The sequence below is a fragment of the Streptomyces sp. 1-11 genome (genome assembly GCF_007176755.1).
Classification (GTDB): Bacteria; Actinomycetota; Actinomycetes; order Streptomycetales; family Streptomycetaceae; genus Streptomyces.
This window is the reverse complement of record NZ_BJTV01000009.1, coordinates 63,730-80,618: the sequence shown is the minus strand read 5'-3', so window position 1 is coordinate 80,618 and position 16,889 is coordinate 63,730. Positions and strand designations below refer to the sequence as shown.

The window sequence follows — 16,889 nt, the reverse complement described above, 5'->3', positions numbered from 1 at the left end:
GCGCCGGGCCCCCGCCCGCCGCGGGGATCACGCGTGCGGCGTGCCGGCCCGCTCCCGCGCGAAGTCGTAGAGTTCCTTCGAGGTGGTGATCAGCTCCCGCTGCTCCTCCTGCGAACCGACCATCGGCTGCGAGCCGTTGAGCGGCACCTGGGCGCTCTCCGGCAGGAACTTCACCGTGAGCAGGCCGATGGCGCCGGCCAGCATCAGGTAGTACGCCGGCATCAGGTCGTCGCCGGTGGCGCCGACCAGCGCGGCGGTGACCAGCGGGGTGGTGCCGCCGAACGCCGCGACGGCGAAGTTGAAGCCGATGCCCATGGCCGCGTACCGGACGGCGGTCGGGAACAGCGCGGGCAGCGTGGCCGCGCTGGGGGCGGCGAAGCAGGCCAGCAGGGTGGACAGCAGCAGTACGCCGAGGATCGGCTGCCAGGTCCCCGCGGCCTTGATCAGCAGGAACGCGGGAACGGCCAGCACGATCATCGCGGCCGCGGCGACTCCGTAGAGGGGGCGGCGTCCGACGCGGTCGCTGAGCCGGCCGAGGAAGGTGATCAGCAGGACGATCCACACCATGCCGATGAGCACCAGGACGTCGGCGGAGCCGCTGGAGCGGTGGAGCGTCTCGGTCTGGTAGGTCGGCAGGTAGCCGGTGACCATGTAGTTGGTGACGTTGTAGAGCAGCACCAGGCCCATGCAGATGAGCAGGGCGGGCCAGTGCTTCCTCACGATCTCCTTGAACTCGCCGCCCGCAGACTCCTGCGCCAGGCTCTTCTCGTGCTCGTCCAGTTGCTGCTGGAAGGCCGGGGACTCCTCCAGCTTGAGCCGCATGTAGAGGCCGATCACGCCCAGCGGCCCGGCGATCAGGAAGGGGACCCGCCAGCCCCAGGAGAGCATCTGGGCGTCGGTCAGCATCAGGTTCAGCGCGGTCACCAGGGCCGAGCCGAGGGCGTAACCGACGAAGGTGCCGAAGTCGAGCCAGCTCGAGAGAAATCCGCGCCTGCGGTCCGGTGAGTACTCGGCGACGAACGTGGTGGCGCCGCCGTACTCGCCGCCGGTGGAGAAGCCCTGCACCATACGGGCCAGCAGGAGCAGCACCGGAGCGGCGATGCCGATGGTGGCGTAACCGGGGATGATTCCGATGGCGAAGGTTCCCACCGCCATCATGATCATGGTGGTGGCGAGCACCTTCTGGCGGCCGATCCGGTCACCGAGCGGCCCGAAGACCAGGCCGCCGAGGGGCCGCACGACGAAGGCGGCGGCGAAGGTCGCGAAGGACGAGATCACCTGGGCCGCCGGGGAGGCGCCGGGGAAGAAGACCTTGCCTATGGTGGCCGCGAGGTAGCTGTAGACGCCGAAGTCGAACCATTCCATGCAGTTGCCCAGTGCGGAGGCGCCCACGGCCCGCCTGAGCAGCGGCGGTTCGACGATCTGGACGTCGTCCTTGCGGAAGGCGCGCCGGTTGCGGCGGAGCCTGCGGGCGAGTTCCTCGCGGACCTGGCGCGGCAGTTCCGCGACGGCCCGCGGAGTCCTCGGCTCTGCGCCGGCCCGGTGTCCGCCTTCAGGCGTGACCCCGCTCATGGGCGCCTCCCTTCCACTGCCCGCCGGCCCGTCCCCGGGCGCCCGGGCCCTTGTCACCACGTGCCCCATCCGTCTGCCCCGCTTCGCACCCGCCACACTGCAAGGCGGCCGCGCGTCCCGCCGGGCGCCGGGGCGCCGCGCGGCGGCCGATTCAGAAACAGGACCGCTCAATGCCATGACGGGCGGCGGTTGGACTTACGAATCATGGAGGCGCAGGGTGGACGTGCCCTCTCGCACACGACGGGCACCCCCTACGGCACCACCCGGAGACGACCCGATGAACCACGTCGCGGACCCCGCTCGCTACGACGGCACCATGCGCTACCGGCGTACCGGCCGCTCGGGACTTGACCTCCCGCTCCTGTCCCTGGGCTACTGGCACAACTTCGGCGACGACCGCCCCTTCGAGACCCAGCGCGAGATCGCGCTGCGCGCCTTCGACCTCGGTATCACCCACCACGACCTGGCGAACAACTACGGCCCGCCGTACGGCTCCGCGGAGATCAACTTCGGCCGGCTGCTGCGGCGGGACCTCGCACCGTACCGGGACGAGCTGGTGATCTCCACCAAGGCGGGCTGGGACATGTGGCCGGGCCCCTACGGGCAGGGCGGCGGCTCCCGCAAGTACGTGCTGGCCTCGCTGGACCAGTCGCTCAGGCGCATGGGCGTGGACTACGTGGACATCTTCTACTCCCACCGGCTGGACGCGACCACGCCGCTGGAGGAGACGATGGGCGCGCTGGACACCGCCGTCCGCCAGGGCAAGGCCCTGTACGTCGGCATCTCCTCCTACGACACCGAGCGCAGCCGGCAGGCCGCCGCGATCCTGCGCGAGCTGGGCACGCCACTGCTGATCCACCAGCCGTCGTACAGCATGCTCAACCGCTGGATCGAGACCGACGGCCTGCTGGACGCGGCCGAGGAGGAGGGCTTCGGGGTCATCGGCTTCACCGCCCTCGCCCAGGGGCTGCTGACCGGCCGCTACCTGGAGGGCGTACCGGAGGACTCGCGGGCCGCGGCGGGCAAGTCGTTCGACCCGGCCTGGCTGACCGAGGACATGCGCGGCCGGCTGCGCGCCCTGAACGACATCGCCGCGCGGCGCGGGCAGAGCCTCGCGCAGCTCGCGCTCGCCTGGGCACTGCGTGACGAGCGGGTCACCTCGCTGGTCATCGGCGCCTCCCGCACCGAGCAGCTCGAACAGAACGTCGCCGCGCTGGAGAACCTCGAGTTCAGCGCCGAGGAACTGGCCGAGATCGACAAGTACGCCACCGACGGCGGCGTGGACCTGTGGCGGGAGGCGCGCCAGGGAACCCTCGGCTGATGTCTGGCACCGAGTGACATCAGGCGTGGACATAAGTAAAAAATCAGACATAATGGAAGCCATCCGGACCGTGACCGCGACTCGAGGAGCCGCTCCCCGTATGGCCTACGGAGCACACCGCAGCCCCTTCCCGCCGCCCCACCCCGACCTCGGCCTGGCCCGTGACTGCGAGCACTGCCTCGGCTGGGGAACCGTCGTCACCCGCGACGGCGAGCACGAGCTCTGCCGGACCTGCCAGCCCGACCCGCTCGACGGCGAGAGCGGTCCCGGCTCCGCCCCCTGAGCACCGCCCCGCCCTGCCCGGACCGGAACCACTGCATGGCCTTGCCATGCAAGGGGTTAAGATCTCGGTAATGGTTTCCCCAAAAAACCTTCAAATCGAGCAGGGGGGCGGTCATGGGCGCAGCGCGCACCAGCAGCACGCCGTTGCCGGGAATCGGTGTGCGGTACGACCTGACGACACGGGAGCGGCAGCGACTCTCGGTGGTGGCCCACCGAGACGGCGCGAGAACGCTCAGCGCGTACCAGGGTGACGATCCCGACGCCTGCGCCCTGTCCGCGCGGCTCACCGGCGGCGAGGCGCAGGCGCTGGCCGAGGCCCTCCAGCCGACGCACCACAGCCCGACCCTGCTCTCCACCACGGAGCTGGGCCTGGTGGCCGAACGGATCGAGCTGTCCGGGGTCTCGCACTGGAACGGCCGGCTGCTCGGCGACACCCGGATGCGCACGGAGACCGGGGTCTCCATCGTGGCCGTGCTGCGGCGCGCCGAGGCGATCCCCTCCCCCGGGCCCGGCTTCCGGCTGGCCGGCGGGGACACGCTCATCGTGATCGGCACCCGCGAGGGCGTCGACGCGGCCGCCGCGATCCTCGGCCGGGAGTGATGCGGATGCACTCCTCCGCGGTCTTCCTGATCGAGTTCGGTGCGATCATCCTCGGCCTCGGGCTGCTCGGCCGGCTCGCCGCGCGCCTGAGCTTCTCCCCCATCCCGCTGTACCTGCTGGCCGGACTGGCCTTCGGCGAAGGCGGGCTGCTGCCGCTCGGCGCCAGCGAGGAGTTCGTGGCGATCGGCGCCGAGATCGGCGTGGTCCTGCTGCTGCTCATGCTGGGCCTGGAGTACACGGCCAGCGACCTGGTCTCCAACCTCCGGACCCAGTACCCGGCCGGAATCGTCGACGCCACCCTCAACGCCCTGCCGGGCGCCGTGATGGCGCTGCTGCTCGGCTGGGGTCCCATCGCCGCCGTCGTCCTCGCCGGCATCACCTGGATCTCCTCCTCGGGCGTCATCGCCAAGGTACTGGGCGACCTGGGCCGGATAGGCAACCGGGAGACCCCGGTGATCCTCAGCATCCTGGTGCTGGAGGACCTGTCGATGGCGGTCTACCTGCCCGTCGTCACCGCCCTGCTGGCCGGGACCGGGCTCGCCGCGGGCAGCGTGACGCTGGCCGTGGCCCTCGGCGTCGCCGGTCTCGTCCTGCTGCTGGCGGTGCGGTTCGGGCGGCACATCTCCCGCTTCGTCTCCAGCGACGACCCCGAGAAGCTGCTGCTCGTCGTGCTGGGACTGACCCTGCTGGTGGCCGGCGTGGCCCAGCAGCTGCAGGTGTCGGCGGCGGTGGGCGCGTTCCTGGTCGGCATCGCGCTCTCCGGTGAGGTCGCCGAGGGCGCGCACAACCTGCTCGCCCCGCTGCGGGACCTCTTCGCCGCGGTGTTCTTCGTCTTCTTCGGCCTGCACACCGACCCGGCCAGCATCCCGCCGGTGCTGCTGCCCGCCCTCGCCCTGGCGGTCGTCACCACGCTCACCAAGATCGCGACCGGCTACTGGGCGGCGCGCCGGGCGGGCATATCGGCGAAGGGCAGGTGGCGGGCCGGCGGCACGCTGGTGGCCCGCGGCGAGTTCTCCATCGTCATCGCCGGTCTGGCGGTGACCGCCGGCATCGACTCCGACCTCGGCCCGCTGGCCACGGCGTACGTCCTCATCCTGGTGGTCCTCGGCCCCCTCACCGCCCGCTACACCGAACCGGTCGCCCGCCGGCTGGCCGGCCTCGCCGGCCGCCGCACGGCACCGGCCGCCGGCGGCCCGTCACCGGCCGAGGACGGCGAGGCCGCGCTGCTGGACCAGGACCCCGTCGGCCGCTCCTGAGCCCGCGCCGGGCGGCCGAGGGCCCGCCCCCCGCCGTCCGGCCGGTACGGGCGGGGCCTGCCGCCAGGCCGGGTACCTTCAGTCCGCCCACCCCGTGCCGCGGGCGTGCAGGTACTCCAGGGCGTCGAGCACGACGGTGCGGCGGTACCACGAGCGCCAGGCGGCGAGGTCGCCGGCCAGTTCGCCGAGGGCCGTCTCCTGCGCCGGCGCCAGCCAGACGTCCGGGCCCGCCCGGTGCACGGAGACCACGCCCTTGCACTCGCCCTCGGTGGTCATCATGGGGGTGCTGTGCACGGCGCGGCTGCCCGCGGCGAGCGTGGCCCGGCCGACGGGGTGCCCGGCCAGGGCGGGATCGGCGGCCACATCGGCGACGGTCACCGGCTTGCCGGCCGCCTGGGCCCGGGCGCACACCGCGGGCGGACCGCAGACCAGGGCCAGGCAGTCGCGGTAGGCGGCGTCCAGCGCGTGGTGGGCCTCCAGGACCAGGGCCTCGCGGGTGTGGTCGGTCAGGTGGATCTCCGCGGCGTCCGCGTCGGTCACGGTCACAGCCGTGTACACGGCGGCCCTGAGGACCTGCCGGCGGTCGCGCACGTCCACCGGACCGGGCGGCGCGAGGTCGAGGACGGGCGGCGGAACATGACGGCGTCCGGGGAACCACTCGTGCGGCGCCCGCGGCGCCGGCGCGCTCACCACCGCCGCGGCCAACACGCGCAGCGGCACGTTGTGGTGCTGGGAGCCGGCCCGCAGCAGGGCGAACGCCTCGCCGGGGTCCGGCAGGCCGTAGCGGGCGAGCAGGATGCCCTGGGCGATCCCGATGAGCCCGCTGGTGCGCGCCTTCGCCCGCAGCCCGAACACCTCGCTGCGCACGTCCTCCGGCACCGCCCGCGCCGCTTCGGGCCGTGGCCCGGCGGCGGCCGCCCGGCACACGAGGGCCAGCGCCTCCTCCAGGGTGGGACACAGCCGCACACCGGGCAGCTCGACGGCCGTGAGGACCGCGCGCACCGCGGGGCAAGCGCCGCTGACCAGGACCGACTCGGCCCCGAGATCACGGGTGGGGGCGTCCAGGGCGTCCCGGAACTCCGTGCTCGTTCCGCTGACCCCGGAGACGTCCAGGACGAGGCAGAGTCCGCGCCGGCCGGCGCTCGCCAGCCTCGGTTCCAGTTCGCGGCTCAGGGCCGGCCCGGCGCCGTGACGGTCCCAGGCGCCGGACAGCCGCAGTACCACCGCCCGGTCGGCCACCGGCAGCACGGTCAGCGAGGCGCCCGTGGTCACGGTGCGCCGTCCAGTGGGTTCGTGTGCACGCGCATGTCCTTCCCCGCCGCGCGCGGACCGCCGTCCGCCGCCCGGCGGGCTCCTTCCACCACCCTGTTCCCGGTCACCGGGAAAAGGCAAGCAGACGCGGGCCGGACGGGGCGTGACGACACGGGCGGCGCTCCCCGGCCGGCCCACCGGGCACGGGCCGCGTGCCCGGTGGGAGCCGTGCGGGGCACGGCCCGCCGAGGGGCACGCCGCGGGAGCCGGGGGTTTGGACCGGGACAGAACGGCAATCCGGATGTCGACCGCACACCGAACGACGTTGGGATGTGACTACCCCATGGCAGGCAACCAGAAGGCGAAGGCCAAGGCGGAGCAGGCCAAGGGCAAGGCCAAGGAGACCGTCGGCCGCGCCGTCGGCAACGAGCGCATGGAGGCCGAGGGCCGCATGGAGGGCGCGCGGGGCGACGCCCGGGAGGCCAAGGAGAAGGGCAAGGACGCCTTCAAGCACTGACGAGCGCTGCACCGGAGCAGCACGCCGGGGCAGGCCGCGGGGATCGCTCGACCGGATCTCCGCGGCCTGCCCCGGTTCGCGTGTACTTGACCGACCCTCCAGTGGGTAACCGCCACAGGGACGGCACGCGCCTCCTCGATCAGGAAGGGACCCCGACCCCCGGAGGAAGAGGGCAACGAGGTATGGACATCCAACTGTCGACTCACACGGTCACGCAGGACCGTCCTCCCACCTTGCGGTACAGCCGCACCTGGGACTGCGGCGCGCCCTGCATCGCCGAGGCGAGGGACGCGGTGGGCGCCCTCCTGGAACGGACCCGGCCCGCACCGGGACGGCGCGCTCTCCAGGACGCCCAGCTGGTCGCCAGCGAGCTCGTCACCAACGCCGTCAAACACGCACCGGGCCCGTGCGCGCTCCGGCTGGAGCTGACGCCCGACGCCACCGCGCTGAGCATCACGGTCGTCGACACGTCCCCGGAGCTCCCCCGGCAGCCCCCGCCCGACCCGGGCCGGGTGGGCGGCCACGGGCTGCTCCTGGTGAACCTGCTCAGCGGCGGCCTGGAGGTCGCCCCGCTGCCGCGCGGCAAGCGCGTCACCGCCACCGTCGCCCTGCACCCCCGACCGGGCGGGTGACGCGGGGCGACGACGCCGCACGGCTCCGGCCCGGCCCGGGCGTCCGGCTCAGGCGAGCCTCAGCCCCACGATGCAGGTGTCGTCGTCCGTGTCCGACCTACTGTGCGTGAGCAGCCGGTCCAGGTGCTGGTCCAGGCCGCCGGGTGCGGAGCGGGCCATGGACAGCAGATGCGACAGGGACTCCTGGACGGAGCGGTCCCGTCGCTCGATCAGCCCGTCGGTGTACATCAGCAGGGTGTCGCCGGCCGCCAGTTGCATCTCCGTCTCCTCGTACACCGCGTCCGGCACGGCGCCCAGCAGCAGCCCCTTCAGCGTGGGCATGGCGCTGGCCTCCCCGTCCCGCACCAGAACCGGCGGCAGATGTCCCGCCCGGGCCCAGCGCAGGGTCCGCCGCTCACCGTCGTACAGACCGCACACCGCGGTGGCGGTGACGGCGCCGGTCAGATGGTGGGCGACGATGTTCAGCCAGGACAGCAGCTGCGCCGGTCCGGCGCCGGTCACGGCCAGGCCGCGCAGGGCGTTGCGGAGCACCACCATGCTGGTCGCCGCCTCTATGCCGTGCCCGGCCACGTCCCCCACGCACAGCAGCACGAGGCCCGAGGGCAGCACCACCGCGTCGTACCAGTCGCCGCCGACCAGGTGCTCCGTCTCCGCGGGCCGGTACCGCACGGCCACCTGCAGGTCCGGCACCTCCAGGGGGGCGTGCGCCGGGGGCATGATGGCGTGCTGGAGCTGCAGGGCCAGCCGGTTGCGCTCGTCGGCCTGCTGCTCGGTGTGGGCGAGCTGGTCGCGGGTGGCGGCCAGGGCGACCTCGGTCCAGTGCTGGGCCGAGATGTCCTGGTAGGCGCCGCGCACCACGAGCAGCTGGCCGTCGGTGTCCAGGACCGGTTCGGCCACCACCCGCACGTGCCGGGTGACCCCCTCCGGCCGCTGCAGCCGGAAGGCGACGGAGGCCGGGCGCCGGTGGTGCACGAGGGTGCGCAGGAACCGGCCGATGCCTACGGCGTCGTCGGGGTGCGCGTGCGCGGCCAGGTCCTCCAGCGGGACCGGAGGGCTGGTGGGCGGGCGGCCGTACAGGTCGAACAGCTGACCGTTCCAGGTGATCTCGGCGGTCAGCAGGTTCTCCTCGAAGCCGCCGATGCGGCCGAGCCGCTGGGCGTGCTGGAGCAGGCTGGCCAGGCGCGCCGTCTCGTCCTCGATCCGCCAGATCAGCAGCACGGTGGTGCCGTGCCGGCTGATACTGATGTCCGCGAAGGCCGACAGCGGCACCTGGTCGACCAGGGCGGTGAGCCGCATGCGGTGGGCCCGGAAGGGCTCTCCGGTGGCGTACACCCGCTCCACCCGCTGGAACAGCTCGTTGGACCCGGCGGCCATCGGGTAGGCCTCCAGCAGCAGGGCGCCGCCGACCACGGCCCGCGGCCGGCCCGCCGGGTCCATGAAGCGGCTGTTGACGTGCTGGATGCGGAAGTCGACGAGCCGGCCGGTCTCGTCCAGGTGCGGCACCAGGACCAGCGCCGGGTCGTGCAGCCCGTCCGCCAGGTCCATCAGTTCCACCACGTCCGGCAGCACCCGGGTGTCCTGCGGGCCGGGCAGCAGCGGGTGGGACTCCAGGGTGTGCGCGCACAGCTCGGCGAGTGCCTCGAGCTGGCGGACCACCTGAGGCGGCCGCGGACCCTCGGGGCCGGGCCAGGCGATCTCCAGGACGCCGTGGATACGGCCGCCCGCGCCCGCCGGCACGGCGACCCGGGCGCCCTCCGCGAAGTCCCGGCGGCCGATGGTGGGCAGCCCGGACTCGGCGAGCGAGGTGAGCCACTGGCCGCCCGGTTCGGTCAGGCCGCGCCGGGCCACGGTGGCCACGTCCGGCGGGACGTAGCGCCAGCGGTCCGCCTCGGCCTGCGGGAACCCGGCGCTGCCGGCCAGGGTGAGCGAGCCGTCGGAGCCGGCGGCCCAGACGGCGACGGCGACCGCGCCGAGCGGCCGCAGGGCGTGCTGGAGGAGCGAGTCGGCCACCGCCTGGGTGTCGTCCGCGGCCAGGGCGCCGCTCTCGGCGGCGCGCAGCCGTACGGCGGCGGAGTCCTCCTCCGGCGCGACCGGGTCGGCGGTGGCGGCCAGGAAGGCCTTGGCGACCTCCGAGACCCGGTCGCGGGCGGCCTGGTTGATGACCTCGACCGCGAACTCCAGCGGGGTCATCCGGGCCTGCTCGGTCAGCTCGGCGAGCTGGCGGGCGGCCTGCGCCGGGCCGCAGCCCAGGCGCTCGACCAGGATGCCCTTGGCCAGTTCCAGCAGCGCCCGGCCCTCGGCCTCGGCCTGGGCCGCCCGTACCTCCCCGCGCAGCCGCTCGACGGTGGCGGCGAGCCTGCCGACGGGCGTGGTGACCGGCGCGCCGGGCCCCGTCTCCTGCGCCGGGCCGGGGAACTCACCGGCCCCCGTCGGGCCGGACGGCTCCACGACGCCCGTCAGTGCGGACGGCTCCGCGACGCCCGTCAGGCCGGACGGCTCCACGGCCCAGGCCGGGCCGGAGGGCTCCACGACCCCGGACGGGTCCGCCGGTTCCACGGCCCCCGGCGGGTCCGCCGGTTCCACGCCCGCGGACGGGCCGGGACCGGCGGGCGGGCCGGCGCCGGGGGCGCCCGGGCTCAGGCCGGCCGCCTCGGACAGCGGTTCGTAGTCGTTCACCGGTCACACTCCTCGGCCGCGGTCACGCGTCGCCTCCTCATGCGGGCAGCCAGCGCCGGACGCAGGCGATGAGGTCCTGGGTGTCCACCGGCTTGGTGACGTAGTCACTGGCTCCGGACGCGAGGCTCTTCTCCCGGTCGCCCTGCATGGCCTTGGCGGTCACGGCGATGACCGGCAGGTCGGCGTACCGGGGCATCCGGCGGATCTCGGCCGTGGCGGTGTAGCCGTCCATCTCGGGCATCATCACGTCCATCAGGACGAGTTCGACGTCCGGGTTGTTCACCAGCGTGTCGATGCCCTTGCGGCCGTTCTCCGCGTGCAGCACCCGGAAACCGTGCAGTTCGAGGATGCCGCTGAGCGCGAACAGGTTCCGGGCGTCGTCGTCGACGACGAGGACTGTGCGGCCGCGGGTCCGCTCGTCCACCGGCTGGACCGCCGCGACCTGCGGCTCCTCGCCGCGGACCAGGGTGAGCACCTCGCCGGGCTCCTCGGCCGACAGGTGCAGGGCGATCCGCTCGCGCAGCTCGTCCAGGCTGTACAGGTACTCCAGCGAGCCGCCCGTGGTGTCCTCGGCGAGGTGCTCGGTGCGGTGCGAGCTGTGCACCAGGACCGGGACGCTCGCCAGGGCGGAGTCGCCGCGCAGGGCCCGCAGGAAGCGGGCCGACTCCCCGTCCGGAGCGCCGAGTTCGACGACGACGCAGTGGCAGGGTTCGGCGGCGAGGGCGCCGGCCGCCTCGTGCGCGCCGACCGCGGCGATGATGTCGACGGTGGCGCCCTCGGCGTGGGTGTGCGCCAGGTCGCCGACGACGCTTTCGGCGACGAGCGTGAGCAGGCCGCGCGGCCGCTCCTCCACCACCAGCAGCCGGCGCGGGCGCTCCCGCCTGGCGACGGCCTGGGGGGCGCTCTCCAGGGCCCCGGCCGCGGGCGCCGTGCCGGCCGGCGACAGCTCGGGCGGCTTCGGCGCGCTGCGCAGCAGCGTTTCGAAATCGACCCGGGCGACGGGCAGGAAGAGGGAGAAGGTGCTGCCCTTGCCCGGCGTGCTGGTCACGGTGACGGCGCCGCCGAGGAGGTGGGCGATCTCCCGGGTGATGGACAGGCCGAGGCCGGTGCCGCCGTACTTGCGGCTGGTGGTGCCGTCCGCCTGCTGGAAGGCGCCGAAGATGGTCTCCCGCTGCTGCTCGGGGATGCCGATGCCGGTGTCCTTCACCCGGAAGGCCACGACGGCCCCGCCCCGCACCACGCCGTCGGGCACCTCGTCGTCGGCGGCGGGTTCGATGCTCAGCTCCACGCTGCCCTGCTCGGTGAACTTCACCGCGTTGGAGAGCAGGTTGCGCAGGATCTGCCGCAGCCGGGAGTCGTCGGTGATCAGGTCGGCGGGGGCGCCCGGCGCGGTGGTGACGGTGAAGTCCAGGCTCTTCTGCGAGGTCATCGGGCGGAAGGTGGCCTCGACGTACTCGATGAGCTGCCGCAGCGGGACCCGCTCCGGGGTGACGTCCATCTTCCCGGCCTCGACCTTGGACAGGTCGAGGATGTCGTTGATGAGCTGCAGCAGGTCGGAACCCGCGGAGTGGATGATGCCCGCGTACTCGACCTGCTTCGGGGTGAGGTTGCGGGAGGGGTTCTGGGCCAGCAGCTGGGCCAGGATGAGCAGGCTGTTGAGCGGGGTGCGCAGCTCGTGGCTCATGTTGGCGAGGAACTCGGACTTGTACCGCGAGGCCAGCGACAACTGCTGGGCGCGGGCCTCGAGTTCCTGCCGCGCCTGCTCGATCTGCAGGTTCTTCGCCTCGATGTCCCGATTCTGGTCGGCCAGCAGGGAGGCCTTGTCCTCCAGTTCCGCGTTGGACTGCTGCAGTTCCTCCTGGCGGGCCTGCAACTCGGCGGAGCGCGAGCGCAGTTCGCTGGTGAGGCGCTGGGACTCCTCCAGCAGCTCGTCGGTGCGGGCGTTGGCGACGATCGTGTTCACGTTGACGCCGATGGTGTCCACGAGCTGCTGCAGGAAGTCCCGCTGGACGGGGGTGAACCGGGTGACCGAGGCCAGCTCGATGACGCCGAGGACCTGCTCCTCGAAGACGATGGGCAGCAGCAGCAGCGCGGTGGGCTCGACCTGTCCGAGTCCGGAGGAGATGGTGACGTAGCCGGGCGGCAGCTCGTCCACGGCGATGGTGCGGCGGCTGCGCGCGGCCTGGCCGACCAGGGACCGGCCGAACGGGATGCGGGCGGGCCGGTCGTCCTCCTCGGGCCTGCCGTAGGCGCCGACGAGCCGCAGCTCGGGACCGCTCTCGCCGTCCTCGGCGAGGTAGAAGGCGCCGTACTGGGCGGAGACCTGGGGCACCAGCTCGTCCATGATCAGCTCCGCCACGACGGGCAGGTCGCGGTGGCCCTGCATCAGGGCGGAGATACGGGCGAGGTTGGTCTTGAGCCAGTCCTGTTCCTGGTTGGCCAGGGTCGTCTCGCGCAGCGACTCCACCATGGAGTTGATGTTGTCCTTGAGGTCGGCGACCTCGCCGGAGGCGTCGACGGTGATCGACCGGGTCAGGTCGCCCTCGGCGACGGCGCTGGCCACGTCGGCGATGGCGCGGACCTGCCGGGTGAGGTTGCCGGCGAGTTCGTTGACGTTCTCGGTGAGGCGCTTCCAGGTGCCGGAGACGCCCTCGACCTCGGCCTGGCCGCCGAGCCGGCCCTCGGTGCCCACCTCGCGGGCCACCCGCGTGACCTCGTCGGCGAACGCCGAGAGCTGGTCGACCATCGTGTTGATGGTCGTCTTCAGTTCGAGGATCTCGCCGCGCGCGTCGACGTCGATCTTCTTGGACAGGTCGCCCTTGGCCACGGCGGTGGTCACCAGCGCGATGTTGCGCACCTGGCCGGTGAGGTTGTTGGCCATGGAGTTGACGTTGTCGGTGAGGTCCTTCCAGGTGCCGGCCACGTTGGGCACGTGCGCCTGGCCGCCGAGCCGGCCCTCGGTGCCCACCTCGCGGGCCACACGCGTGACCTCGTCGGCGAACGCGGAGAGCGTGTCGACCATGGTGTTGATGACGTCGGCGAGCGCGGCGACCTCGCCCTTGGCCTCGACGGTGATCTTCTGCGACAGGTCGCCCTTGGCGACCGCCGTGGCGACCTGGGCGATGGAGCGGACCTGCCCGGTCAGGTTGGACGCCATCACGTTGACGTTGTCGGTGAGGTCCTTCCAGGTGCCCGAGACACCGCGGACGGTGGCCTGGCCGCCGAGGTTGCCGGCGGTGCCGACCTCGCGGGCCACCCGCGTGACCTCGTCGGCGAACGCGGAGAGCTGGTCGACCATCGTGTTGATGGTGTTCTTCAGCTCCAGGATCTCGCCCCGGGCGTCCACGGTGATCTTCTGCGACAGGTCGCCCTGCGCGACCGCGGTGGCCACCTGGGCGACGTTGCGCACCTGGGCGGTGAGGTTCCCGGCCATGAAGTTGACCGAGTCCGTGAGGTCGCGCCAGGTGCCCTTGACGCCCTTGACGTCCGCCTGGCCGCCGAGCCGGCCCTCGGTGCCGACCTCGCGGGCCACCCGCGTGACCTCGTCGGCGAACGCCGAGAGCTGGTCGACCATCGTGTTGATGGTGCTCTTCAGCTCCAGGATCTCGCCCCGGGCGTCCACGGTGATCTTCTGCGACAGGTCGCCCTGCGCGACCGCCGTCGTCACCTGGGCGACGTTGCGCACCTGGGCGGTGAGATTCCCGGCCATGAAATTGACCGAATCCGTGAGGTCCCGCCAGACACCGGCCACCCCGGGCACCTGCGCCTGGCCGCCGAGCCGGCCCTCGGTGCCCACCTCGCGGGCCACCCGGGTCACCTCGTCCGCGAAGGCCGACAGCTGGTCGACCATCGTGTTGACGGTCTCCTTCAGCTGGAGGATCTCGCCGCGCGCGGGCACGTCGATCTTCTGGGAGAGGTCTCCCTTGGCCACGGCGGTGGCGACCTGGGCGATGTCGCGCACCTGGGTGGTGAGGTTGCCCGCCATCGCGTTGACGGAGTCGGTGAGGTCGGCCCAGGTGCCCGAGACCCCCGGCACCTCGGCCTGCCCCCCGAGGGTGCCCTCGGTGCCCACCTCGCGGGCCACCCGGGTCACCTCCGACGTGAACACGGACAACTGGTCGACCATGCCGTTGAAGACGGTGGCGATGTCGCCCATCAGTCCACTGGAGTCGTCCGGCAGACGCGTACCGAAGTCGCCGTCGCGAACGGCGGTCAGTCCCGCCAGGAGACGTCTCAGTTCCTGTTCGCCCGGGACCGCGTCAATCGCCCCAGTCGCCTTGCCGGCCATGTTCACCCTCGTTCCGCTCCCCAGGAGCCCTCGGGCAGAGGGCTCGGAACCACCGCCGGGCACGCGGCCTGACCCGGCCCTTGGTGTGTGCATTTCCGCAGTTCACGGATTTGCCTGATGAGAAAAATACGCCGAAGGCTAACCCACTTCGGCGACCCCCGACAAAGCAGGCGGCCGGCCGCCGTGACTTCGCCGACGGATGCGTCCGCCCGGGTGTAGGGCCGGAGAACCGGGGTACCCAATCGTGTTCGGCACCCCCCTTCCCGGCGCGCGCCGGCGGCGCTCGCGCGAGGCGGCACGGCCGCCTGCGGGGCCGTTTCGGGCGCGCCGAAGGAGGGCACCCGTGCCACGCTCGAGACAGGGCACCGGAACCCGGCCCCCGGACGGCTCCCGCGCCTGCGCCGCCGGCGGGGCGAGGGCTGAGCGAGGAGGGTGCGCCATGACCCCGGACCACGACGGCACCACGGGCGCCGGAGCGTCGCACGGGCATCTGCTGTCCGGCCCCCAGCCGGACGTGGCGGGCGCGGCCGGCTACCCGGACGCGCCGCCCCGGATGGGCTTCTTCACCGACACGTCGGTGTGCATCGGCTGCAAGGCCTGCGAGGTGGCCTGCAAGGAGTGGAACGCCGTCCCCGAGGACGGGCTCGAACTGACCGGCATGTCCTACGACAACACGCAGGGGCTCGGCGCCGACACCTGGCGGCACGTCGCCTTCATCGAGCAGCGCAAGCCGTTCGGCGGGCAGGAGCCCGGGGTCTCCCACGACGACGTCGACGTCTTCGCCGCGGCGGCGGGCCTCGGCACCCGCGCGGACTCGCCCGGCCCCGGCGCCACCGCTCCCCCGCCCGGCGCCGCGCCCGCGGGCGCACCGGCCGGTGAGATCTCCCCGGTGTCCCCCGACGGCCGCACCGAGCTGCGCTGGCTTATGTCCTCCGACGTGTGCAAGCACTGCACCCACGCGGCCTGCCTGGACGTGTGTCCGACGGGGGCACTGTTCCGCACCGAGTTCGGCACGGTGGTCGTCCAGGAGGACGTCTGCAACGGCTGCGGCTACTGCGTGCCCGCCTGCCCGTACGGCGTCATCGACCAGCGCAAGGACGACGGCCGGGTGTGGAAGTGCACCCTGTGCTACGACCGTCTCGGCGTCGGCATGGAGCCGGCCTGCGCCAAGGCCTGCCCGACCGACTCCATCCAGTTCGGCCCGCTGGAGGAGCTGCGCGAGCGGGCCGCGTCCCGGGTGGCCCGGCTCCGGGCGGCCGGGGTGGCCGACGCCCGGCTGTACGGCGAGAGCCCGGACGACGGGGTCGGCGGGGACGGCGCGTTCTTCCTGCTGCTGGACGAGCCGGAGGTGTACGGCCTGCCCCCGGACCCGGTGGTCACCACCCGGGATCTGCCCGACATGTGGCGGCACGCCGCGCTGGCCGCCGTCTCGCTCGCCGCGCTCGCCGTCACCAGCTTCGCGAGGAGGCCGCGATGAGCGGTTCGGACGTCACCAGGCACGGCGTGCGGAGGGCGTGGCCCGGCCGCGAGGCCCTTACGGGCGCGCGGGCCGGACGCCGCCGGCGCCGGCGCGGCCGCGGCGAACAGCCGATGGTCCCGGAGGCGGAGTTCTCCTCGTACTACGGCAAACCGGTGCTGAACAAGCCGACGTGGAAGGCGCTCGACATCGCCGGGTACCTGTACCTCGGCGGCCTGGCCGGCGCCTCGTCGCTGCTGGCCGCCGGTGCCCAGCTCGGCGGGCGGCCGGCGCTGGCCCGCCCGGCGAAGCTGGGCGCGGCCGGGGCGATCTCGCTGTCGCTGGCCGCGCTGGTGCACGACCTGGGCCGCCCGGCCCGCTTCCTCAACATGCTGCGGGTGTTCAAGCCCACCTCGCCGATGAGTGTGGGCTCCTGGGTGCTGTCGGCCTACGCGCCGCTGACGCTGGCCGCGGCGGCGGCCGACGTCGCGGGCCGCTACCGCCTGGCCGGTTCGGCCGCCACGGCGGGCGCCGCCGTCCTCGGCCCGGCGGTGGCCACGTACACCGCGGTGCTGCTCTCGGACACGGCGGTGCCGTCCTGGCACGAGGGCTACCGGCAGCTCCCGTACGTCTTCGCCGGGTCGGCGGCGACCGCGGCGTCCGGTCTGGCGCTGGCCGCGGCCCCGGCCGGCCAGGCGGGGCCCGCGCGCCGGATGGCGGCCCTCGGCGCGGCGCTGGAGCTGGGCGCCTTCCGGCTGATGAAGCAGCGGATGGGCCTGGCCGCCGAGCCCTACGAGCAGGGCCGGCCGCAGCGGCTGCTGCGGGCCGCCGAGGCGCTGACGGCGGGCGGCGCCGCCCTGGCGCTGCTGTCCGGGCGGGTGCGCGACCGGCGTCTCGGCCTGGTGGCCGGCGCCGCGCTGCTGACCGGCTCCGCGGCGCTGCGCTTCGGCGTGTTCCAGGCCGGGGTGGCCTCCGCCGAGGACCCGAAGTACACGGTGGTGCCGCAGCGCGAGCGGCTCGCCGCGCAAGGGCGGTGAA

Annotated in this window: 12 protein-coding genes; 8 read left to right on the top strand and 4 right to left on the bottom strand. The window is 73.5% G+C overall.

From position 1 onward, the window contains the following. Positions 1–27: 27 nt before the first annotated feature. Complete coding sequence (locus tag TNCT1_RS20375) at positions 28–1,572, bottom strand: MFS transporter (RefSeq protein WP_235902764.1); 1,545 nt, start codon at positions 1,570–1,572, stop codon at positions 28–30. 277 nt (positions 1,573–1,849) lie between these two features. On the opposite strand from TNCT1_RS20375, the gene mgrA reads away from it, so the two are divergent. The 4 genes from mgrA (at position 1,850) to TNCT1_RS20355 (ending at position 5,031) form a co-directional block, all read left to right on the top strand. Then, on the top strand, positions 1,850–2,893 hold the full coding sequence (mgrA, locus tag TNCT1_RS20370) for an L-glyceraldehyde 3-phosphate reductase (RefSeq protein WP_143634174.1): 1,044 nt from the start codon (positions 1,850–1,852) through the stop codon (positions 2,891–2,893). 100 nt (positions 2,894–2,993) lie between these two features. Continuing rightward, the gene (locus TNCT1_RS20365; RefSeq protein ID WP_143634172.1) at positions 2,994–3,176 is read left to right on the top strand and encodes a hypothetical protein; all 183 of its coding nucleotides are present in this window, start codon (positions 2,994–2,996) and stop codon (positions 3,174–3,176) included. Between the two features lie 113 nt (positions 3,177–3,289). Further along, positions 3,290–3,775, top strand: coding sequence for a cation:proton antiporter regulatory subunit (locus TNCT1_RS20360; RefSeq protein ID WP_143634170.1), 486 nt, complete (start codon positions 3,290–3,292; stop codon positions 3,773–3,775). 5 nt (positions 3,776–3,780) lie between these two features. Further along, complete coding sequence (locus tag TNCT1_RS20355) at positions 3,781–5,031, top strand: cation:proton antiporter (RefSeq protein WP_235902762.1); 1,251 nt, start codon at positions 3,781–3,783, stop codon at positions 5,029–5,031. A gap of 78 nt (positions 5,032–5,109) precedes the next feature. Here TNCT1_RS20355 and TNCT1_RS20350 read toward each other — a convergent pair whose 3' ends face one another. Further along, a complete protein-coding gene (locus TNCT1_RS20350) occupies positions 5,110–6,303 on the bottom strand; it encodes an ANTAR domain-containing protein (RefSeq protein ID WP_143634168.1) in 1,194 nt (397 codons plus the stop codon). A gap of 322 nt (positions 6,304–6,625) precedes the next feature. On the opposite strand from TNCT1_RS20350, the gene TNCT1_RS20345 reads away from it, so the two are divergent. Together TNCT1_RS20345 and TNCT1_RS20340 are read left to right on the top strand one after the other, a co-directional pair. Beyond that, entirely contained in the window at positions 6,626–6,799 is a 174-nt protein-coding gene (locus TNCT1_RS20345) for a CsbD family protein (RefSeq protein WP_143634166.1), read from the top strand. 182 nt (positions 6,800–6,981) lie between these two features. Then, the gene (locus TNCT1_RS20340) at positions 6,982–7,431 is read left to right on the top strand and encodes an ATP-binding protein (RefSeq protein ID WP_143634164.1); all 450 of its coding nucleotides are present in this window, start codon (positions 6,982–6,984) and stop codon (positions 7,429–7,431) included. Positions 7,432–7,479: 48 nt separating this feature from the next. Here the strand turns inward: TNCT1_RS20340 and TNCT1_RS20335 are convergent, their stop codons facing one another. Both TNCT1_RS20335 and TNCT1_RS20330 read right to left on the bottom strand, forming a co-directional pair. Further along, on the bottom strand, positions 7,480–9,879 hold the full coding sequence (locus TNCT1_RS20335) for a SpoIIE family protein phosphatase (RefSeq protein ID WP_143634592.1): 2,400 nt from the start codon (positions 9,877–9,879) through the stop codon (positions 7,480–7,482). 265 nt (positions 9,880–10,144) lie between these two features. Next, positions 10,145–14,395, bottom strand: coding sequence for a HAMP domain-containing protein (locus TNCT1_RS20330; protein ID WP_174266370.1), 4,251 nt, complete (start codon positions 14,393–14,395; stop codon positions 10,145–10,147). A gap of 439 nt (positions 14,396–14,834) precedes the next feature. On the opposite strand from TNCT1_RS20330, the gene TNCT1_RS20325 reads away from it, so the two are divergent. Together TNCT1_RS20325 and nrfD are read left to right on the top strand one after the other, a co-directional pair. Further along, positions 14,835–15,872 carry a 4Fe-4S dicluster domain-containing protein gene (locus TNCT1_RS20325; RefSeq protein WP_143634159.1) on the top strand — a complete coding sequence of 346 codons (1,038 nt, stop codon included), beginning with the start codon at positions 14,835–14,837 and terminating at the stop codon, positions 15,870–15,872. After that, entirely contained in the window at positions 15,869–16,888 is a 1,020-nt protein-coding gene (gene nrfD / locus TNCT1_RS20320) for an NrfD/PsrC family molybdoenzyme membrane anchor subunit (protein WP_174266369.1), read from the top strand. The genes TNCT1_RS20325 and nrfD overlap by 4 nt, the downstream gene beginning before the upstream one ends. Position 16,889: the final 1 nt, after the last annotated feature.